This is a genomic window from Achromobacter sp. 46006 (genome assembly GCF_059761975.1).
Genome location: NZ_JCBANN010000002.1, coordinates 1 through 16401, shown reverse-complemented (window position 1 = coordinate 16401; position 16401 = coordinate 1). Strand labels below are relative to the sequence as shown.

The following is a 16401-nucleotide window of genomic DNA, read 5'->3' as shown; positions in this document are numbered from 1 at the left end:
GACCGTCCGCGGAAAGGGTTGCCGGATTGTAGGCCGGACAACGCCGGACGGGATCAACCGGCGCTGGCTTCGCCGGCCTGCGCCAGCACGCGGCGGGCGCGGGTGATGACGGGCGCGTCCACCATCTTGCCATCCAGCATGAAGGTGCCGGCGGCCTTGTCGCGGTGCGCGTCGACCACGCGGCGGGCCCAGGCCAGCTCGGCCGGATCAGGCGCGAAGGCGGCGTGGATCACCGGCACCTGCGCGGGATGAATGCACAGCATGCCGCCGAACCCCATCTGCTGGGCGCGCGCCGCGGCGGCGGACAGCCCGGCTTGGTCCTGGACGCCCGGGAACACGCCATCCAGGGCCGGCGCCAGCCCGGCCGCGCGGGTTTGCAGCAGCACCTGCACGCGGGCCTGGTCCAGCACGGCCTCGGCGCCGGCGGTGTCCGGCGCCAGGCCCAGGTCCAGGCCGTAGTCGAGGCTGCCGAACGCCAGCCGCGCCACGCCGGGTGTGCCGGCGACCTCGGCGGCGTTGAGGATGCCGCGCGCGGTTTCCAGAATGGGAATGACCGGCAGCCCAGTCTGCGCCACGTGGCGCACCTGCGCCAGGCTTTCGGCCTTGGGTAGCAGGATGCCGGCCACCGCGGGCTTGCCGCGGCAGGCCTTGAGGTCGTCGTCGTGCCACGAGGTGGAGGCGTCATTGATGCGCACCCAGACCCGCGCGCGCGGCTGCGTGCCGAGGAAATCACAGAGCGCCTCGCGGGCCGAGGCCTTGGCCAGGTGCTCGACCGCGTCTTCCAGGTCGACGATGACGGCGTCGGCGCCGCTGGCCAGCGCCTTGGGAATGCGTTCGGCACGGGACGCCGGCACGAACAGCGCGGTACGAACGACGGAATGCATCACACCACCTCCGAAGCATGGAAGCGCGCCACCTGTTCGGGCGCGTATCCCAGTGATGCTAGCACCGCATCCGTGTTCTGGCCCACGGCGGGCACCGCCGCCATGCGCGGCTCAAAGGCATTGCTGCTGGCCGGCGGCAGCAGCGCCGGCAGCGCGCCGGCCGGGCTGTCGACCTGGCTCCAGCGGTCGCGCGCCCGCAATTGCGGGTGGGCCCAGACTCCGGCCATGTCGTTGACCCGGGCGTTGGCGATCTGCGCGTCTTCCAGCCGGTCGGTGACCTGCTGCACGCTGAGGTCGGCGAAGGCCGCCACGATCAGCGCACGCAGGGCCTCGCGGTTGGCGGTGCGCAGCGAGTTGGTGGCGAAGCGCGGGTCCTCGGCCAGCTCGGCCTGGCGCAGCACCTGGGCGCAGAACACGCGCCATTCGCGTTCGTTCTGCAGGCCCAGCATGATGGTATTGCCGTCGCCGGTGGGGAACGGACCGTAGGGATAGATCGAGGCGTGGGCCGCGCCGGCGCGCACCGGCGGCGCCGCGCCCTCGAACGCGTAGTACATCGGAAAGCCCATCCACTCGACCATGCTTTCGAGCATGGAGACGTCCAGGCGGCTGCCCAGGCCGGTCTTCTGGCGCAGCAGCAGCGCGTTGAGAATGGCGGAATAGGCGTACATGCCGGCCGAGATGTCGGCGATGGAGCAACCCGCCTTGACCGGGTCGTCGGCGGTGCCGGTGACCGACAGGAAGCCGCTTTCGCTCTGGATCAGCAGGTCGTAGGCCTTCTTGTCCTGGTAGGGGCCGCCTTCGCCGTAGCCGGAGATGTCGCAGACGATCAGGCGCGGGTACCTGGCATGCAGCGCCTCGAACGACAGCCCCAGGCGCGCGGCGGCGCCGGGCGCCAGGTTCTGCACCAGCACGTCGGCCTGTTGCAGCAGGCGTTCCATGATGTCGCCGGCTTCCTCGCGCTTGAGGTCCAGCGTCAGGCTTTCCTTGGAACGGTTGGTCCAGACGAAGTGCGACGACAGGCCGCGCACGCGCTCGTCGTAGCCGCGGGCGAAGTCGCCCGCGCCGGGACGTTCGATCTTGATGACGCGCGCGCCCATGTCCGCCAACTGGCGGGTGCAGAACGGGGCGGCGATGGCGTGTTCGAGGCTGACGACGGTGATGCCGTCCAGCGGGCGGGGGGCTGGCGTGCTCATGCGGTAAACCTCAGTTCGGCCTGGTGGGCCAGCGTGCCGTCCTGCTCGGCCCAGAGGCGGGCCAGGCCGGGCTCGTCGATGCGGCCGGCCACCTGGAAGGGCGCGGGCGAAATCAGCGGCCGCAGGCCGCGGTACGACAGGTGCGTGGGGCGCGCGCCGGGATGGGCGCGCATGAAGGCGGCGACCATCTCGGTGGCGATCAGCGGGCCGTGCACCACCAGGCCCGGATAGCCCTCGGTGCCGGTGACGTAGGGATGGTCGTAATGGATGCGGTGACCGTTGAAGGTCACGGCCGAATAGCGGAACAACAGCACCGAGGTCGGCTCGATGGTGTCGCGCCACTGCGCCTGCGGCGCCGGCTCGGTGCCGGCGAGCTTGGGCGGCGTGGGCTGGCGGTAGACGATGTCCTGCTCTTCCAGGATGGCCACCTCGCCGTCCTGGCGGTACTCGTGGCGCACCGTCACGAACAGCAGCGCGCCGGTGCGGCCGGCCTTTTCCTTGACGTCGGCCACCACCGAAACCCGTTCGGCCGGCACGCCCACCCTAAGCGGCTGGCGGAATTCGACGCGGCCGCCGGCCCACATGCGGTTGCGGTCCTGCGCCGGCGGCAGGAAGCCGCCGCGGGCCGGGTGCCCATCCGTCCCCAAGCCATCGGCCGCCACCGTGCTGATGAAGAACGCCCATTGCCACAAGGGGGGCAAGGGGTCCCCCACGGCCGGCGCCGGGCCGCCCAGCGTGGCGGCGACGCGCGCCGCATGGCCGGGATCCAGCGCGTCCGCCTGGCGCTCGCCGCTGCCGATCCAGCCGGCCGGGTCTGTCGATGTCATGCCGATGTTCCTCTGATGATTGATCTGGGGGCTAGCATCCCGCATGGCGGGGACACTGTGAATTCATTTTTCCTCAAGGCCGGCTTTGGGGCGCCTGAATCGTGCGCCCGGCGCCGACCGCCGTAATATAGGCGCCATGCACTTCGATCTCGCCGACCTCCGCCTGTTCATCCACATCGCCGAATCCCCCAGCCTGACGCAGGCCGCCAAGCGCGCCCACCTGTCGCTGGCCGCGGTCAGCGTGCGCATCAAGGCGCTGGAGAACCAGCTCAATACCCGTCTGTTGTACCGCGACAGCCGCGGCGTGGAAATCACCCCGGCCGGCCAGCGGCTGTTGCAGCATGCGCGGGTCATCATGCGCCAGGTGGATCACCTGAAGCACGACTTCCAGGAACAGGCCGACGGCGACGCCGGCCACATCCGCATCTTCGCCAACACCACGGCGGTCACCGAATTCATGCCGGACATCCTGGCGCGGTTCCTGGCGGGCCACCCCGGCGTCACGGTCGACCTGCAGGAACGCCTGACGCGCGACATCGTGCGCGGCGTGCTGGACGGCACCACCGACCTGGGCATCGTCGCCGGGCCGGTCGACGCGCCCGAACTGCAGGCCATCCACTTCAGCACCGACCGCCTGGTGCTGGTGGTGCCCAACGGCCATGCATTGCAGGACCAGGACAAGGTCAAGCTGGCCGACGCCGTGCGCTACCCGTTCATCACCATGCACGAGGGCTCGACCCTGGTGGCGTTCCTGCGCGACCAGTTCGAGCGCATCGGCCAGCGCCTGCCGCAGCGCATCCAGCTTTACAGCTTCGATTCGATCTGCCGCATGGTGCAGGCGGGCGTCGGCGTCGGCGTGATCCCGGATTCCGCCGCGCGCCGCTACGGCGCGGAAATGAAGCTGCGGGTGGTGGAGCTGGACGAGCCCTGGGTGGTGCGCGAACGCAAGCTGCTGGTGCGCGACGTCGACGCCCTGCCCGGCTGCGCGCGTGAGCTGATCGAGCAGATCCGGCAGCCGGCGGCCGCCTGACGCGCTGGCGGCGGGAGGCGCCTCGACCGTCCCGCGGGCCGCGATGCCACGTCCAGCAGGCTGTTCACACGACACGCTGCCTCGCGCCGCAGGCCCTAGCGCCCCGTGAACGCCGGCGCGCGCTTCTGCGCGAAGGCGCGCATGCCCTCCAGGTAGTCGTCGGTGTAGCCCAGCTCGCGCTGCAAGGCGCATTCCAGGTCGAACTGCTGCGCCAGCGTGTTGCCGCTGGACGCATGCAGGGCGGCCTTGGTGGCGGCATAGGCGCGGGTCGGTCCGGCCGCCAGCGTGGCGCGCAAGTCAGCCAGGGTGGCCTCCAGGTCCGCGTCCGGCACCACGCGCCAGATCAGCCCCCAGGCCTCGGCCTGGCGCGCGCTGACGGCCTCGCCGAACAAGGCGGCGCCCATGGCCCGCGCCGAGCCCACAAGGCGCGGCAGGAACCAGGTGCCGCCCGCGTCCGGCAACAGGCCGATCTTGCTGAAGGCCTGGATGAAACGCGCCGACTCCACCGCGAACACCACGTCGCACGCCAGCACCAGGCTGGCGCCGGCGCCGGCCGCCACGCCGTTCATGACGCACACCACCGGCGCCGGCAGCGCGCGCAGCCGCAGGATGAGCGGCTTGTACAGTTTTTCCAGGTTCTCGCTCAGGTCGCGGCGCGAACCGTCCTCGGCCGGCTTGCGCTCGCCCAGGTCCTGGCCCGCGCAGAAGCCGCGGCCGGCGCCGGTGAGGATCACGCCGCGCAAGCCGGCGTGCGCCTCCAGCGTATCCAGCGCCCGCGCCAGCTCGGCGTGCATGACGGCAGTAAAGCTGTTCAGGCGCTCGGGGCGGTTCAGGGTGATGACGCCGACGCCCTGCTCCAGCGTGAGCGTGATCTCGGTGTAGCGGTCATGGCTCATGCCAGTTCCTCCAGCACCGCCAGTTGCTCGGCGCTGTCGCCCAGCAGCAGGTCCGCCACCGTCAGGCGCTTGAAGTAGTCGCCCACCTCCAGCTCGTCCGTCATGCCCATGCCGCCGTGCAATTGCACCGCCATCTGCGCCACCAGCCGGCCCGCGCGCGCGGTTTCGAGCTTGGCCGAGGCCAGCATGCGGCGGCGTTGCGCCGGGTCGGGTTCGGTCAACGCGGCCACCGCCACGTAGGCCATCGATAGCGCCAGTTCCTTGGCCACCAGCATTTCCGCCAGGCGGTGCTGCAAGGCCTGGAACGCGGCCAGCGGCTGGCCGAACTGCTTGCGCGTCTTGAGATAGTCGACGGTGATTTCGAGCAACCGCTCCATCGCGCCCGCCGCGTGGGCGCATAGCGCGGCCGTGCCCCACTGCAGTGCCTGCGCCAGTGCCGCGTCGGCCGCCTCGCCCCGCGCCAGCAGTGCGTCCGCGCCAAGCGATGCCGCGTCGAAATCCAGGCGGGCGCAGCGCGCGCCGTCCAGCGTCGGCGTGTCGGTGACGCGTACCCCAGTGACATCCGCCGGCACCGCCAGCAGCAGCGTGGCGCCGTCGTCGGCCCGCGCGCTCACCAACCAGGCATGGGCCGCGGCGCCATGCCACACCAGGTGCTTGGCGCCGTCCAAACGCCAGCCGTTGCCGTCGCGCGTTGCGCGGCAGTCATTCGGATCGGCCTGGTAGCGGCGTCCGGGTTCCTGGTACGCCACGCTGACCACCTGCTCACCCGAGGCGATGGCGGGCAACCAACGCTCACGCGCGGCGGCGTCGCAGGCGCCGATCAGGGCCGCGCCCATCACGGCGCTCGGGATCACAGGCTCGGCCACCAGCCCGCGCCCCAGTTCCAGGTGCACCGGCAGCAGGCTGGCCGGCACTTCGCCGAAGCCGCCCGCCTCCTGCGCAATGTTCAGCCCCAGCACGCCCAGCTCGGCCAGCGCGGCCCAGGCGGCCGCATCGAGCCGGCCCGCGGCCTCGCGGGCGCGCCGCTGCGGCCGGGTCCATGCCTGGTCCACCAGGCGGCGCAGGCTGTCGGCCAGCATGCGCTGTTCTTCGGTATAGAGGAAATCCATGCGTCGTTTTCCTTGCGGATGCGGACCGGGCCTACAGGCCCAGCACCAGGCGGGCGATGATGCCCTTCTGCACTTCGGTGGTGCCGCCGTAGATGGAAGTCTTGCGCATGTCGGCATAGCCGGCGCCCGAGGCCGCCGCCATCTCCGGGCCCGGACCGTGATAGGCGGCCTCGGCCAGCATCCATTCGGGGTCGTAGGGCCAGGCATCGGGGCCGGCCACTTCCATCTGCAGCATGGCCAGGTCCTGCTGGATCTCGGAACCTCGGATCTTGAGCACCGAGGCTTCCGGACCGGGCGTGCCACCGTTGCTTGCCGCCACGCGCAGCAACAGCATCTCCAGCGCCATGATGTCGACCTCGATGCGCGAGATGCGGTCGCGCATGCGGCTGTCGGCCAGCAACGGCCGGCCGCGCGCGGTGGCCTGGGCGGCCATGTCCTTGAGGATGCCGAGTTCGCGGTGACAATGGCCCAGGCCGGCGATGCCGGTGCGTTCGTGGCCCAGCAGATACTTGGCGTAGGTCCAGCCCTGATTCTCTTCGCCGACGAGGTTGGCGGCCGGCACCCGCACGTTCTCCAGCCATACTTCGTTGACGTCGTGGCCGCCGTCCAGCGTGCGGATCGGGCGCACCGTCACGCCCGGCGCGCGCATGTCCAGCAGCAGCATCGAAATGCCGCGCTGGGCGCGCGCCTCGGGGTCGGTGCGCGCCAGGCAGAACATCCAGTCGGCGTATTGCGCCAGCGTGGTCCAGGTCTTCTGGCCGTTGACCACATATTCGTCGCCGTCGCGCACTGCGCGGGTCTTGAGCGAGGCCAGGTCCGACCCGGAGCCGGGCTCGGAATAGCCCTGGCACCACCAATCCTGCACCCGCGGCATGCGCGGCAGGAAACGCGCCTGCTGTTCGGCGCTGCCGTACTTCATCAGCACCGGCCCGATCATGGACAGGCCGAACGGCAACAGGCGCGGCGCGCCGGCCTTGAAGCATTCCACTTCGAAGATCAGCCGTTCCAGCGCGTTCCAGCCGGTGCCGCCGTGCTCGACGGGCCAGTTCGGCGCGCCCCAGCCCTGGTCGGCCAGGATGTTGTGCCAGCGCACGTAGTCGTCGCGTTCCAGCCGCTGGTGCCGGCGCACCTTGTCGCGGATGTCCCGCGGCAGCCGCTCGGCGGCGAACGCGCGCACCATTTCGCGGAACCGGATCTCCTCCGGCGTCCAGGTCAGATTCATGGCCTACCTCCTTTGGCGGCTATCTAGCCATGGCGACCCGGCGCCGGACAATCTGCGGTTGCGGAAGACCGGCTTTTGCCTCGGTGTAGGGCACGGGCACTACGGGCCGGCAAAAGGCCTGCTTCAGCAATGAAGAATGGCACCGGCCCGCGCCAGCCCCGACACTGGCGGCTCGTCCATCCGGAACCGTATGCAATGACCGCAACCGACCCACGCGCCACCGAAGGCGTCGAGGCGCAGTACCGCCAGGCGCTCGACCACGGACGCTTCCAGATCCAGCATTGCGAGGCCTGCGACCGCGCCGTGTTCTATCCCCGCATGATCTGCCCGCATTGCGGCGCAGAGGCCTTGTCCTGGAAAACGCCCGATGGCCGCGGCACCGTCTATTCCACCACCGTGGTGCGGCGCAAGCCCGAGGCGGGCGGCGACTACAACGTGGCGCTGATCGATCTTGCCGAAGGCGTGCGCCTGATGAGCCGGGTCGAGGGCGTGGCGCCTGACGCGGTGCGCATCGGCATGGCGGTGCGGGCCCAGGTGGCCGTGAAGGAAGGCCGTGGCCTGCTGGTATTCATTCCCAACAAGGAGGCGCCATGACGCTGAACGATCTGCGCGGCGCCGTCGCGGTGGCGGGTGTCGGCCATGCCGGCCTGGGCCAGGCTCACGGCTACACCGAAATGGAAATCCTGGTGCAGGCGGCGCAGCGCGCGGTGGCCGACGCCGGCCTGACGATGCGCGACATCGACGGCATCTGCACCGCCAGCGTGGCCGCGCCGATGTGGGCGATGCCCGTCATCGAGCACCTGGGCATCCGCCCCAGCTTCATCGACAGCACCATGCTGGGCGGCTCCAGCTTCGTGGCGCACCTGCTGCCGGCGCTGCACGCGCTGGCCTCGGGCCAGTGCAGCGCGGTGCTGGTCTGCTATGGCAGCACCCAGCGCACCTCGACGCTGAGCCGCGCCGAGATCGGCCGTGTGCGCAAGCAGTTCGATCCGCAGCCCTACGAGACGCCGTATGACCCGTTGAGCCCACTGTCGTCATATGCGCTGGCCGCGGCGCGCCACATGCACCAGTACGGCACCCGCCGCGAACACCTGGCGCAGGTCGCGCTGGCCGCCAACCAGTGGGCGCAGCTCAATCCCGAGGCGCAACTGCGCGAACCGGCCACGCTGGAACAGATCCTGGGCGCGCGCATGGTGTCCGATCCCTTGACCGTACGCGATTGCTGCCTGGTCACCGATGGCGCCGGCGCCTATGTGCTGGTGCACGCCGACCGCGCCCGCGACCTGCCGCGCCCGCCGGTCTATGTGCTGGGCAACGCCACCGCCGTCTGGAACCGGCAGATCTCGTCGATGGAGAACCTGACGGTCACCGCCGCCAGCGAATCAGGCCGCCGCGCCTACGCCATGGCCGGCGTGGCGCCCCGCGACATCGACGTGGTCGAGCTGTACGACGCCTTCACCATCAACACCCTGCTGTTCCTGGAGGACCTGGGCTTCTGCGCCAAGGGCGAGAGCAAGGACTTCATCGCCGACGGCGCCATCGCCCCGGGCGGGCGGCTGCCGGTCAACACCAACGGCGGCGGCCTGTGCTGCGTGCATCCGGGCATGTACGGCGTCTTCATCATGATCGAGGCCGTGCGGCAACTGCGCGGCGAAGCCGGCGCGCGCCAGGTGGCCGGCGCCGAGCTGGCGCTGGTGCACGGCAACGGCGGCACGCTGTCCAGCCAGGCCACCGCCATCCTCGGCACCGCCGCCACCCTCTGACCCCGACCGCAGCAACCATGTCGCACGCCGAACCGCTCACCCGCATCCACCAGTTGCTGGCCCGCCAGGCCGGCAGCCAGCCCGACGCCATCTGCCTGTACGAGGAAGGCGGCGGCATCCTGACCTATGCGCAGCTCTGGCAACGGACGCAGGACGCGGCCGACTGGCTGGCGGCGGCGGGCGTGCGGCCGGGCCATCGCGTGCTGATGGTCGGCGAGAACTGCGCCGCCATGATCGCCGCGTTGTTCGGCTGCGGCCTCATCGGGGCCTGGCCCGTAGGCGTGAACGCGCGCCTGTCGGCGCGCGAAATCGCCGCCATCAGCAGCCATGCCAAGCCCGAGATCACGCTCTACACCAGCGGCGCCTCATCGGCCGCTGCCGCCCACGCCGAAGCGGCCAGCGCGCAAGCCGCCGATGCCGCCGCCTGGGGCCCGGGCGTGCGGGCGCTGCGTGCGGACACGCCAACCCAACCCGAGCGCGGCGGCATCGCGGCCGAGGTCGCCACCGTGATCTACACCTCCGGCACCACCGGCGCCCCCAAGGGCGTCATGGTGCCGCATCGCGGCCTGCTGCACTTCGCCGGCGTCTCGGCCGCATCGCGCCGCCTGACGCCGCGCGACATCGGCTACGCCGCCCTGCCGCTGTCGCACATCTTCGGCATCGCCACCGTGCTGATGGCCACGTTGCACGCCGGCGCCAGCCTGGTGCTGCGCAGCCGCTTCGATCCCGAGGATGCCTTCAAGGCGCTGGCCCATCCCGGCATCAGTATCCTGCAGGGCGTGCCGACCATGTTCAACCGCCTGCTGGCGGCCGCGCCGCCGCGCGGCGAACTGCGCGCACCGGCGCTGCGCTACGTCTACACCGGCGGCGCGGCGCTCGACCCCACGCTCAAGCGCGACGCCGAACGCTACTTCGGCGTGCCGATGCACCACGGCTACGGCATCACCGAATACGCCGGCTCCATGTTCATCACCGACATCGACGCCCCGCCCGCGGACTGCAGCGCCGGCTACGCGGTGGACGGCGTCGAGCTGCGCATCGGCCGTCCCGACGCCGACCCGCCTCGGCCCGGCGAACGCGGCGACATCCTGATCCGCGGCCCCGGCGTAATGCTGGGCTACTACCGCGACCCGGCGCAGACGGCGCAGGCGCTGCTGCCCGGCGGCTGGCTTGCCACGGGCGACATCGGCTACCTGGACGAGCAGGGCGCGCTATACATCGCGGGCCGCTCCAAGGACCTGATCATCCGCTCCGGCTTCAACGTCTACCCGATCGAAGTGGAAGCGGTCATCAACGCCTTTCCCGGCGTGCGCCTGTCCGCAGTCGTCGGCCGCCCCACGGCGGACCACAACGAAGAGGTCATCGCCTTCGTCGAGCCCCTGGCCGGCGCGCGCCTGGACACCCATCTGCTGATGCTGCACCTGCGCGCCCAGTTGGCGCCGTACAAGCGGCCCGCGCAGATCCACTGTATCGACACGATTCCCACCACCGTCAGCGGCAAGATCCTCAAGCAACCGCTGAAAGAAAGGCTGGCGTAGGCGCGGACCTGCTGTTCCGCTCCGCGACCGGCCCGCTTACACAAGGAGACATGAGCGTGAACATCAAGACCCTGCTTGCCGCGGCCGCCGCCGTGGCGGCCATGGCGACCGGCGCCCGCGCCACCGCCGACAGCGCCTACCCCGACCGTCCCATCCGTCTGCTGGTGGGTTACGCCCCCGGCGGCCCGGTGGACACCACCGCGCGCGTCTTCGCCAAATACCTCGGCGACAAGCTGGGCCAGGCCGTGGTGGTCGAGAACCGCGCCGGCGCCAGCGGCATGATCGCCTCGGACGCCACTGCCAAGGCGCCCCCCGACGGCTACCTGCTGGGCTTCGCCGCCAGCCCGACACTGACCATGTCGCCGCTGGTGCAACGCAGCACCCTCTTCGATCCGCGCAAGGATTTCTCGCTGATCGGCCTGGTGGTGGACTATGCCAATGTCCTGCTGGTGGGCCCGCAGATCCCGGCCCGCGACGTCGCCGGCCTGGTCGACTATGCCCGTTCCCACCCGGATGCCGTGTCGTTCGGCTCGGCCGGCATTGGCGCCTCCAACCACCTGTCGGCCGAACTGCTGAAGAAGCAGGCCGGCGTGCCCATGCTGCACGTGCCCTATCGCGGCAACTCGCCCGCCATGATGGATGTGGTCAGCGGCAAGATCACTTTCATGTTCGACATCACCAGCACGGCCATCCCGTTCATCAAGAGCGGCAAGGCGCGCGCGCTGGCGGTGACCTCGCGCACCCGCAACCCCGAACTGCCGGACGTGCCGACCATGATCGAGGCCGGCCTGAAGGACTACGAGGTGGTCGGCTGGTACGCGCTGGTCGGCCCGCGCAAACTGCCCGACGGCGTGCGGACGCGCCTGACGCGCGCCCTGTCGGAGGTGTCGCGGGACCCCGCCTTCCGCCGCGCCATGACCGACGGCGGCTACACCATCAACACCGGCGACGCCGCCGCCCTGCAGCAACGCATCGACCGCGAATATGCCTTGTGGGCCGATGTGATCAAAAGCGCCAACATCCAGGCCAACTGACGCCGACCGGAAACCGCCCATGACGCCACCCGCATTGCGCACGCAGACCCGACTGCCCCTGATCGGCGCCCCCATGTTCCTGGTCTCCGGCCCGGACCTGGTGGCGGCGCAATGCGGCGCCGGCATCATCGGCACCTTTCCCTCGCTGAATGCGCGGCCGCAGCAGCAACTGCACGAGTGGATCAGCCGCATCGAGGACCGGCTGGCCAGCGCGCGCAGGGCGGCCCCCGGCGCGGTCGTGTCTCCCTACGGCGTCAACCTCATCGTCCACCCCAGCAATGCCCGCTGGCAGGGCGACCTGGCCATCTGCGCCGAGCGCCGCGTGCCGCTGCTCATTACCTCGCTGCATCCGCCCGAGGCCGTGGTGCGCGCCGTCCACGCCTACGGCGGCCAGGTCTACCACGACGTCACCAGTGTGCGCCACGCGCGCCGCGCCCTGGACGCCGGGGTAGACGGCCTGATCCTGGTCGCGGCCGGCGCGGGCGGCCACGCCGGCCAGCTCAACCCCTTCGCCCTGGTCAACGAAGTCCGCGCCTTCTACGACGGCCCCCTGGCCTTGTCCGGCTGCATCAGCCATGGCAAGGACATCCTCGCCGCCCAGGCCCTGGGCTGCGACTTTGCCTACATGGGCACGCGCTTCATCGCCACCCGCGAATCCCTGGCCAACGACGCCTACCGTGAAATGATCCTGCGCGCCCAGGCCGCCGACGTCACCTACACCCCGTACTTCTCCGGGGTGCCCGCCAACTACCTGAGCGAAAGCATCCGCGCCGCCGGCCTCGATCCCGCCCGGCTACCCGCGGACGCCCCGCCGCCCAACCTCGACAAGACCACCCGACCCAAGGCCTGGAAAGACATCTGGAGCGCGGGTCAAGGGGTCGGCGCCACGCAGGAATTGCTATCCGTGCAGGAACTGGTCAACCTGTTGCAAGCGGAATACCGCGAAGCCAGGGCGGCGCTGCTGCGCTGAAGCGGCGGGCGGCCACGACGCCGCGCCCATGCCCCCGGGGAACGTTCCGGACGATGGCCGCGACGCGGGCCCGTCAGAACCGATAGCTCACCTTGACACTTCCCGCCTGCGACGACGCCCCCCCGGTATTGACGAGCGCATCGTAGGCCAGAGAAACGTCGAAGCGCTTGGCCAGGGCCACCCCGACACTGGCCCCGAGGGTCACGAAGTTGCGCGGCAGGTTGGTCCCCGGCGCGGTGAACTGCGTGCCATCCTGTGACGCCACCGTGACCGCGCGGTCGGTGTCGAGCAGTTCGTGTGCATAGGCAACCCGGAACTGAAGATTCACGGGCCGCCGCGTATCGCCGAACGCCTTGTCGAAGCTCACGCCGACAAACGGCTGCAGGCTGCGGGCCGTGTCCGCGCCAACGCGCAGGCTCTGCTCGCCCGCGCCGCTCTCGTCGAAACCGTTCGCGTGGTAGTAGGCGTAGCGCAGCCCCACCCGTGGCGTCATCACCAGGCCGCCCAGCGCCATCGGCGCGCTTGCCTGCGCCGCCGCCGTGAATTCCTGCCCGATATGATCGCCCCTGGCTGTGCCCGCGTTCGCGAACGGGCGCTTCTGCGAAAGGAAATGCAGGCCATAGCCGACCGTGGCCGCCAAATCGACCGGCCCCATCTCGCGCCCCGCATAAGCGGCCAGGCGCAGCGTGTCGCGCGTGCCCGAGCTTTCGGTGCGCGCTTCCGAAAGATCGGCGTGGGTATAGCCGGCCGCCAGGCCAAAGGTGTTGCGCTCCAGCCGGCTTTCCGCGCCGGCCAGGAAGCCATATTGGTTCTCCTGGAAGCCGGGTTGCCCGTTCACGCCGGATAGGCGGCCATGCACCCCCGTTGCGTTGGCCCAGACCGACGCAAGAACCGGCCTCCCGATCGCATCGCCCGAACCAAGACCCGTTTCGACAGTGCGTCGCGTGGCGCGATCCAGCACCGCGTCGGTGGCAGACTGGGCGCTCATCAAGGCTGCGGTGCCGAGCGCCGTGTAGATGCTCGTATGGATCGGCGCGACGACCAGCGGGGCGTCACCCAGCAACAGCGTGACATCGTTGGCGCCGTAGGCCAGGGTGGATGGCAGGCCGCCAAGGTTCGCCCCCGCCGCCTGCGTGGTCGTAACCGACGCAAACCGCCCGCTCACGCCGTTCGCGGCGCTCAACACGCTGTAACGCGCGGCCGAATACGTACCGGGCGCATACGTGATCGCCAGCGTGCCATCCAGATTCGCGCTGCCCGATACCTTCAGCAACGATGCGGCCGTTGGACTCACTTCAATCGCAAGTGTCGCGGTGGATGCCTGGGTATAGTTGCCGCTGACGCTCAGTGTGCCAATCGAACCACCCGGCGACACGGTACCGCCATTGGCGACATCGCCGAGAATCGTGCCGTGCCCACCCAGCACCCCCTGCGCGCCCACCGACACGTTACCGCCGAGCACTGCGCCGTCGTGGCTGGCATCGCCCACTTCGAGCCGTCCCCCGCCCACGGTCGTCGTTCCCGTGAACGCCGTGCTGGCGCCGTTGAGCACCAACATGCCAGCACCTTGTTTGACAAATGCGCCGCTGCCTTCAAGCTGGCCGGCATAGCTGCCATCGCTCGCCGAATCGACCGTCAGCGTGTTCGCGCCAACAAGCATCCGCGTGCCGGCCTGGCCGGACAGCCCGGAAAGCGTTTGCCCGGCCACTGCCGACAGATCCAACGTCGCGCCGCTGCCCACGAGCGAGATGGTCGAAGCCGAGGCCAGCCGGCCTGCTCCGGCCAGGGCCAGCGTGCCGCCGTTGATGGTCGTCGCGCCAGTGTAGGTGTTCGCTCCTGAGAGCGTCTGCGTACCGCCGTTGAGCGTCAATCCGCCCGTGCCGTCGATGACACCGGAGAAGACGCCCGACGCATTCGTGAGCGTCAGCGTGCGGGCGCCAAGCGCGACCACGCCGTTGCCCGACAGGCTTGCCAGGGACGCGCCGCCCGCCGTGGCCGACAGGTCGAGCGTGCCGTTGTTGGTTACGCCGCTGGACGCCGCCACACTGCCGCCGCCGCTGAGCCTGAGGGTTGCGCCGCTATCGATCGTGGTTGCGCCGGCATAGGTGTTCACGCCGGCCAACGTCTGCGTGCCGGCGGCCAGACGCACCCCGCCCGTGCCGACGATATCGCCGCCAAACGTGCCCGTGGCGTTGGTGAGCGTCAAGGATTGCGCGCCGAGCCGCAGCGTCCCCGTGCCGGAAAGCGCCTGGATCGACGCGCCGGCCGTCACGCCGGAGATATCGAGCACCGAGTTCAGCGCGACGCCCGAGGAGCTGGCAAGGCTGCCGCCGCCGACCAGCGCGAGCGTGCCGTTGCTGATCGTCGTCGCGCCCGTGAAGGTATTGGCTCCCGACATCGTCAATGTGTTGGCGCCGATCACATTCAGCGATCCCGCGCCCGCAATGACGCCCGCCATCGTCATGCCGGTCGTGCTGGTATCGAAGGTGACGGCCGCGGCGGCATCGCCCAGGATGACATCGTTGTTCAACGCCAGGCCCGTATGCTGCGCGGCGATGGTGGCGGTCGCCCCCGCGCCGAACGACAGATTGCCGAGAATCGCCGAGCCGGTCAGCAGGTTCAGCAGGTTACCCGTACCGCCGAATTCGATTGCCGCGGCGCGCACTCCGCCCGCGCCTGTCTGCGCGCCGATGATAAGGCCGGCATTCGTGATCGTATTCCCGCCGCGCGTCACCACCCCGATCCCGCCGCCGGTACCGGCGCCGCCCGTGATCGTGCCGGCATTCAAAAGGATATTGTTCGATCCGGCGAGGTTGACACCGGTGCCGCCTGCGCCGTTTGCGGCGCTGCCGGACGCCCCCGAGCCCGCGGCCCCGCCCGCGCCACCCGAGATCATGCCAACGTTCGTGATGGTGCCGTTGCCGCCCAGGACCAGCACGCCATCGCCGCCAGCCCCGCCGCCGCCGCTGAAGCCGCCGCCCCCCCCGTTGCCCCCCGCGCCGCCGACGATCGTTCCGCTATTGCTGATCGAGGTCGTGGCTCCGACCGTCATCATGCCGCTGCCGCCGCCTCCCCCGCCACCGCCGTTGCCCGAGACCCCGTTGACGGCATTGCCGCCGTTGCCTCCGCGGCCTCCGGTCAACGTCCCCGTCGCGGAAACGCTAATATCGCTGCCCTGGTAATAGAGACCGGCGTTGCCGCCATTGCCACCACTGCCAAAGTTGGTTCCGTCCGGTCCGGTACTGCCGGTGTCGGCGGTGACAGCCCCGACGACGGTGGCGGCACCGAAAAGCGATAGCGCCGCGCCATTGGCTGGCGCCGCCCCTGCATCACCGGCCGCCCCCGCGCCGCCCGTGCCTGCGGCGCCCCAGCCTCCCGGGTCCTGGACCGTCACGGAACTCGGGTCGAGGTGACTGGAGCCGCCCCCCTGCCCGTTGCCGGCGCCGCCGGCGCCGCTGCGCCCCGGGAAACCGGCGCCGCCCGCTGCGCCACAGCCGCTCGTATCGCTCGTTGTACAGGCGGCCCAGACAGGGGCGGCCAAACCCGAAACGGCTAGCGCGAGCGCCGCGCTGCTGGCGGCCAGCACGGACCGTGCGCCAACAGTCAACCGGACGGGCGCGGCATCGCGGCTGGCCGGCATCGGGAATTTCGGGAAGGCGACAGGCGCGCCAGGGGCTGAACGCCCGGGTTTACGTTGAACCACGAATATCCTCTCGCTTCCCGCCGCGCAGGACAAACGGCGGTCGAGAGGACGCGGCCATTCCCTTGCTATGCGACGATCATAGGGACGCCAGCGCTCGGATAGGCCATCGTTTCGATTGTTGAGCGCCGACATATTGCGCCCGCCGGGGGCACATCGACACCGAATGTAATACAAAATGACTGTCTCCAGCCATCCCGCAGGCCGCCGCGTCCGGCCTGGGCCAGGGCGCGGC

13 protein-coding genes are annotated in these 16401 nt (G+C 70.3%); 6 read left to right on the top strand and 7 right to left on the bottom strand.

Going from position 1 to position 16401, the window contains the following annotated elements; genetic code table 11:
* Positions 1-53 precede the first annotated feature (53 nt).
* The 3 genes from AC6LKG_RS01425 to AC6LKG_RS01415 are packed head-to-tail and all read right to left on the bottom strand — an operon-like array spanning position 54 to position 2904.
* Positions 54-887, bottom strand: a complete 834-nt coding sequence (locus AC6LKG_RS01425; RefSeq protein ID WP_498162164.1) for an HpcH/HpaI aldolase/citrate lyase family protein — start codon at positions 885-887, stop codon at positions 54-56.
* The gene (locus AC6LKG_RS01420) at positions 884-2077 is read right to left on the bottom strand and encodes a CaiB/BaiF CoA transferase family protein (RefSeq protein WP_498162163.1); all 1194 of its coding nucleotides are present in this window, start codon (positions 2075-2077) and stop codon (positions 884-886) included. Before AC6LKG_RS01420 ends, AC6LKG_RS01425 begins: the two co-directional genes overlap by 4 nt.
* Positions 2074-2904: an HTD2 family dehydratase gene (locus AC6LKG_RS01415; RefSeq protein ID WP_498162161.1), complete on the bottom strand. Its 831-nt coding sequence runs from the start codon at positions 2902-2904 to the stop codon at positions 2074-2076. Before AC6LKG_RS01415 ends, AC6LKG_RS01420 begins: the two co-directional genes overlap by 4 nt.
* A 136-nt stretch (positions 2905-3040) precedes the next feature.
* Here AC6LKG_RS01415 and AC6LKG_RS01410 point away from each other — a divergent pair, with 136 nt between their 5' ends.
* Complete coding sequence (locus AC6LKG_RS01410; protein WP_498162159.1) at positions 3041-3934, top strand: LysR family transcriptional regulator; 894 nt, start codon at positions 3041-3043, stop codon at positions 3932-3934.
* Positions 3935-4029: 95 nt separating this feature from the next.
* Here the strand turns inward: AC6LKG_RS01410 and paaG are convergent, their stop codons facing one another.
* Genes paaG through AC6LKG_RS01395 form a run of 3 tightly spaced genes read right to left on the bottom strand, consistent with a single transcriptional unit; the run spans position 4030 to position 7161 of the window.
* Complete coding sequence (paaG, locus tag AC6LKG_RS01405; RefSeq protein WP_498162158.1) at positions 4030-4830, bottom strand: 2-(1,2-epoxy-1,2-dihydrophenyl)acetyl-CoA isomerase PaaG; 801 nt, start codon at positions 4828-4830, stop codon at positions 4030-4032.
* On the bottom strand, positions 4827-5939 hold the full coding sequence (locus tag AC6LKG_RS01400; protein WP_498162156.1) for an acyl-CoA dehydrogenase family protein: 1113 nt from the start codon (positions 5937-5939) through the stop codon (positions 4827-4829). Before AC6LKG_RS01400 ends, paaG begins: the two co-directional genes overlap by 4 nt.
* Positions 5940-5970: 31 nt before the next feature.
* Entirely contained in the window at positions 5971-7161 is a 1191-nt protein-coding gene (locus AC6LKG_RS01395; protein ID WP_498162155.1) for an acyl-CoA dehydrogenase family protein, read from the bottom strand.
* A gap of 195 nt (positions 7162-7356) precedes the next feature.
* Between AC6LKG_RS01395 and AC6LKG_RS01390 the strand changes: the two genes are divergently transcribed.
* The 5 genes from AC6LKG_RS01390 to AC6LKG_RS01370 are packed head-to-tail and all read left to right on the top strand — an operon-like array spanning position 7357 to position 12466.
* Positions 7357-7755 (top strand): Zn-ribbon domain-containing OB-fold protein, encoded by a 399-nt coding sequence (locus tag AC6LKG_RS01390; protein ID WP_498162154.1) that lies wholly within the window; start codon positions 7357-7359, stop codon positions 7753-7755.
* A complete protein-coding gene (locus AC6LKG_RS01385) occupies positions 7752-8924 on the top strand; it encodes a thiolase family protein (RefSeq protein ID WP_498162152.1) in 1173 nt (390 codons plus the stop codon). The genes AC6LKG_RS01390 and AC6LKG_RS01385 overlap by 4 nt, the downstream gene beginning before the upstream one ends.
* Before the next feature lie 17 nt (positions 8925-8941).
* Positions 8942-10462: a class I adenylate-forming enzyme family protein gene (locus AC6LKG_RS01380; protein WP_498162151.1), complete on the top strand. Its 1521-nt coding sequence runs from the start codon at positions 8942-8944 to the stop codon at positions 10460-10462.
* 56 nt (positions 10463-10518) lie between these two features.
* Entirely contained in the window at positions 10519-11496 is a 978-nt protein-coding gene (locus tag AC6LKG_RS01375; RefSeq protein ID WP_498162149.1) for a Bug family tripartite tricarboxylate transporter substrate binding protein, read from the top strand.
* Positions 11497-11515: 19 nt separating this feature from the next.
* A complete protein-coding gene (locus AC6LKG_RS01370; protein WP_498162147.1) occupies positions 11516-12466 on the top strand; it encodes an NAD(P)H-dependent flavin oxidoreductase in 951 nt (316 codons plus the stop codon).
* Positions 12467-12539: 73 nt separating this feature from the next.
* Here AC6LKG_RS01370 and AC6LKG_RS01365 read toward each other — a convergent pair whose 3' ends face one another.
* Positions 12540-16106 (bottom strand): autotransporter outer membrane beta-barrel domain-containing protein, encoded by a 3567-nt coding sequence (locus tag AC6LKG_RS01365; RefSeq protein ID WP_498162145.1) that lies wholly within the window; start codon positions 16104-16106, stop codon positions 12540-12542.
* Between the last annotated feature and the right edge of the window lie 295 nt (positions 16107-16401).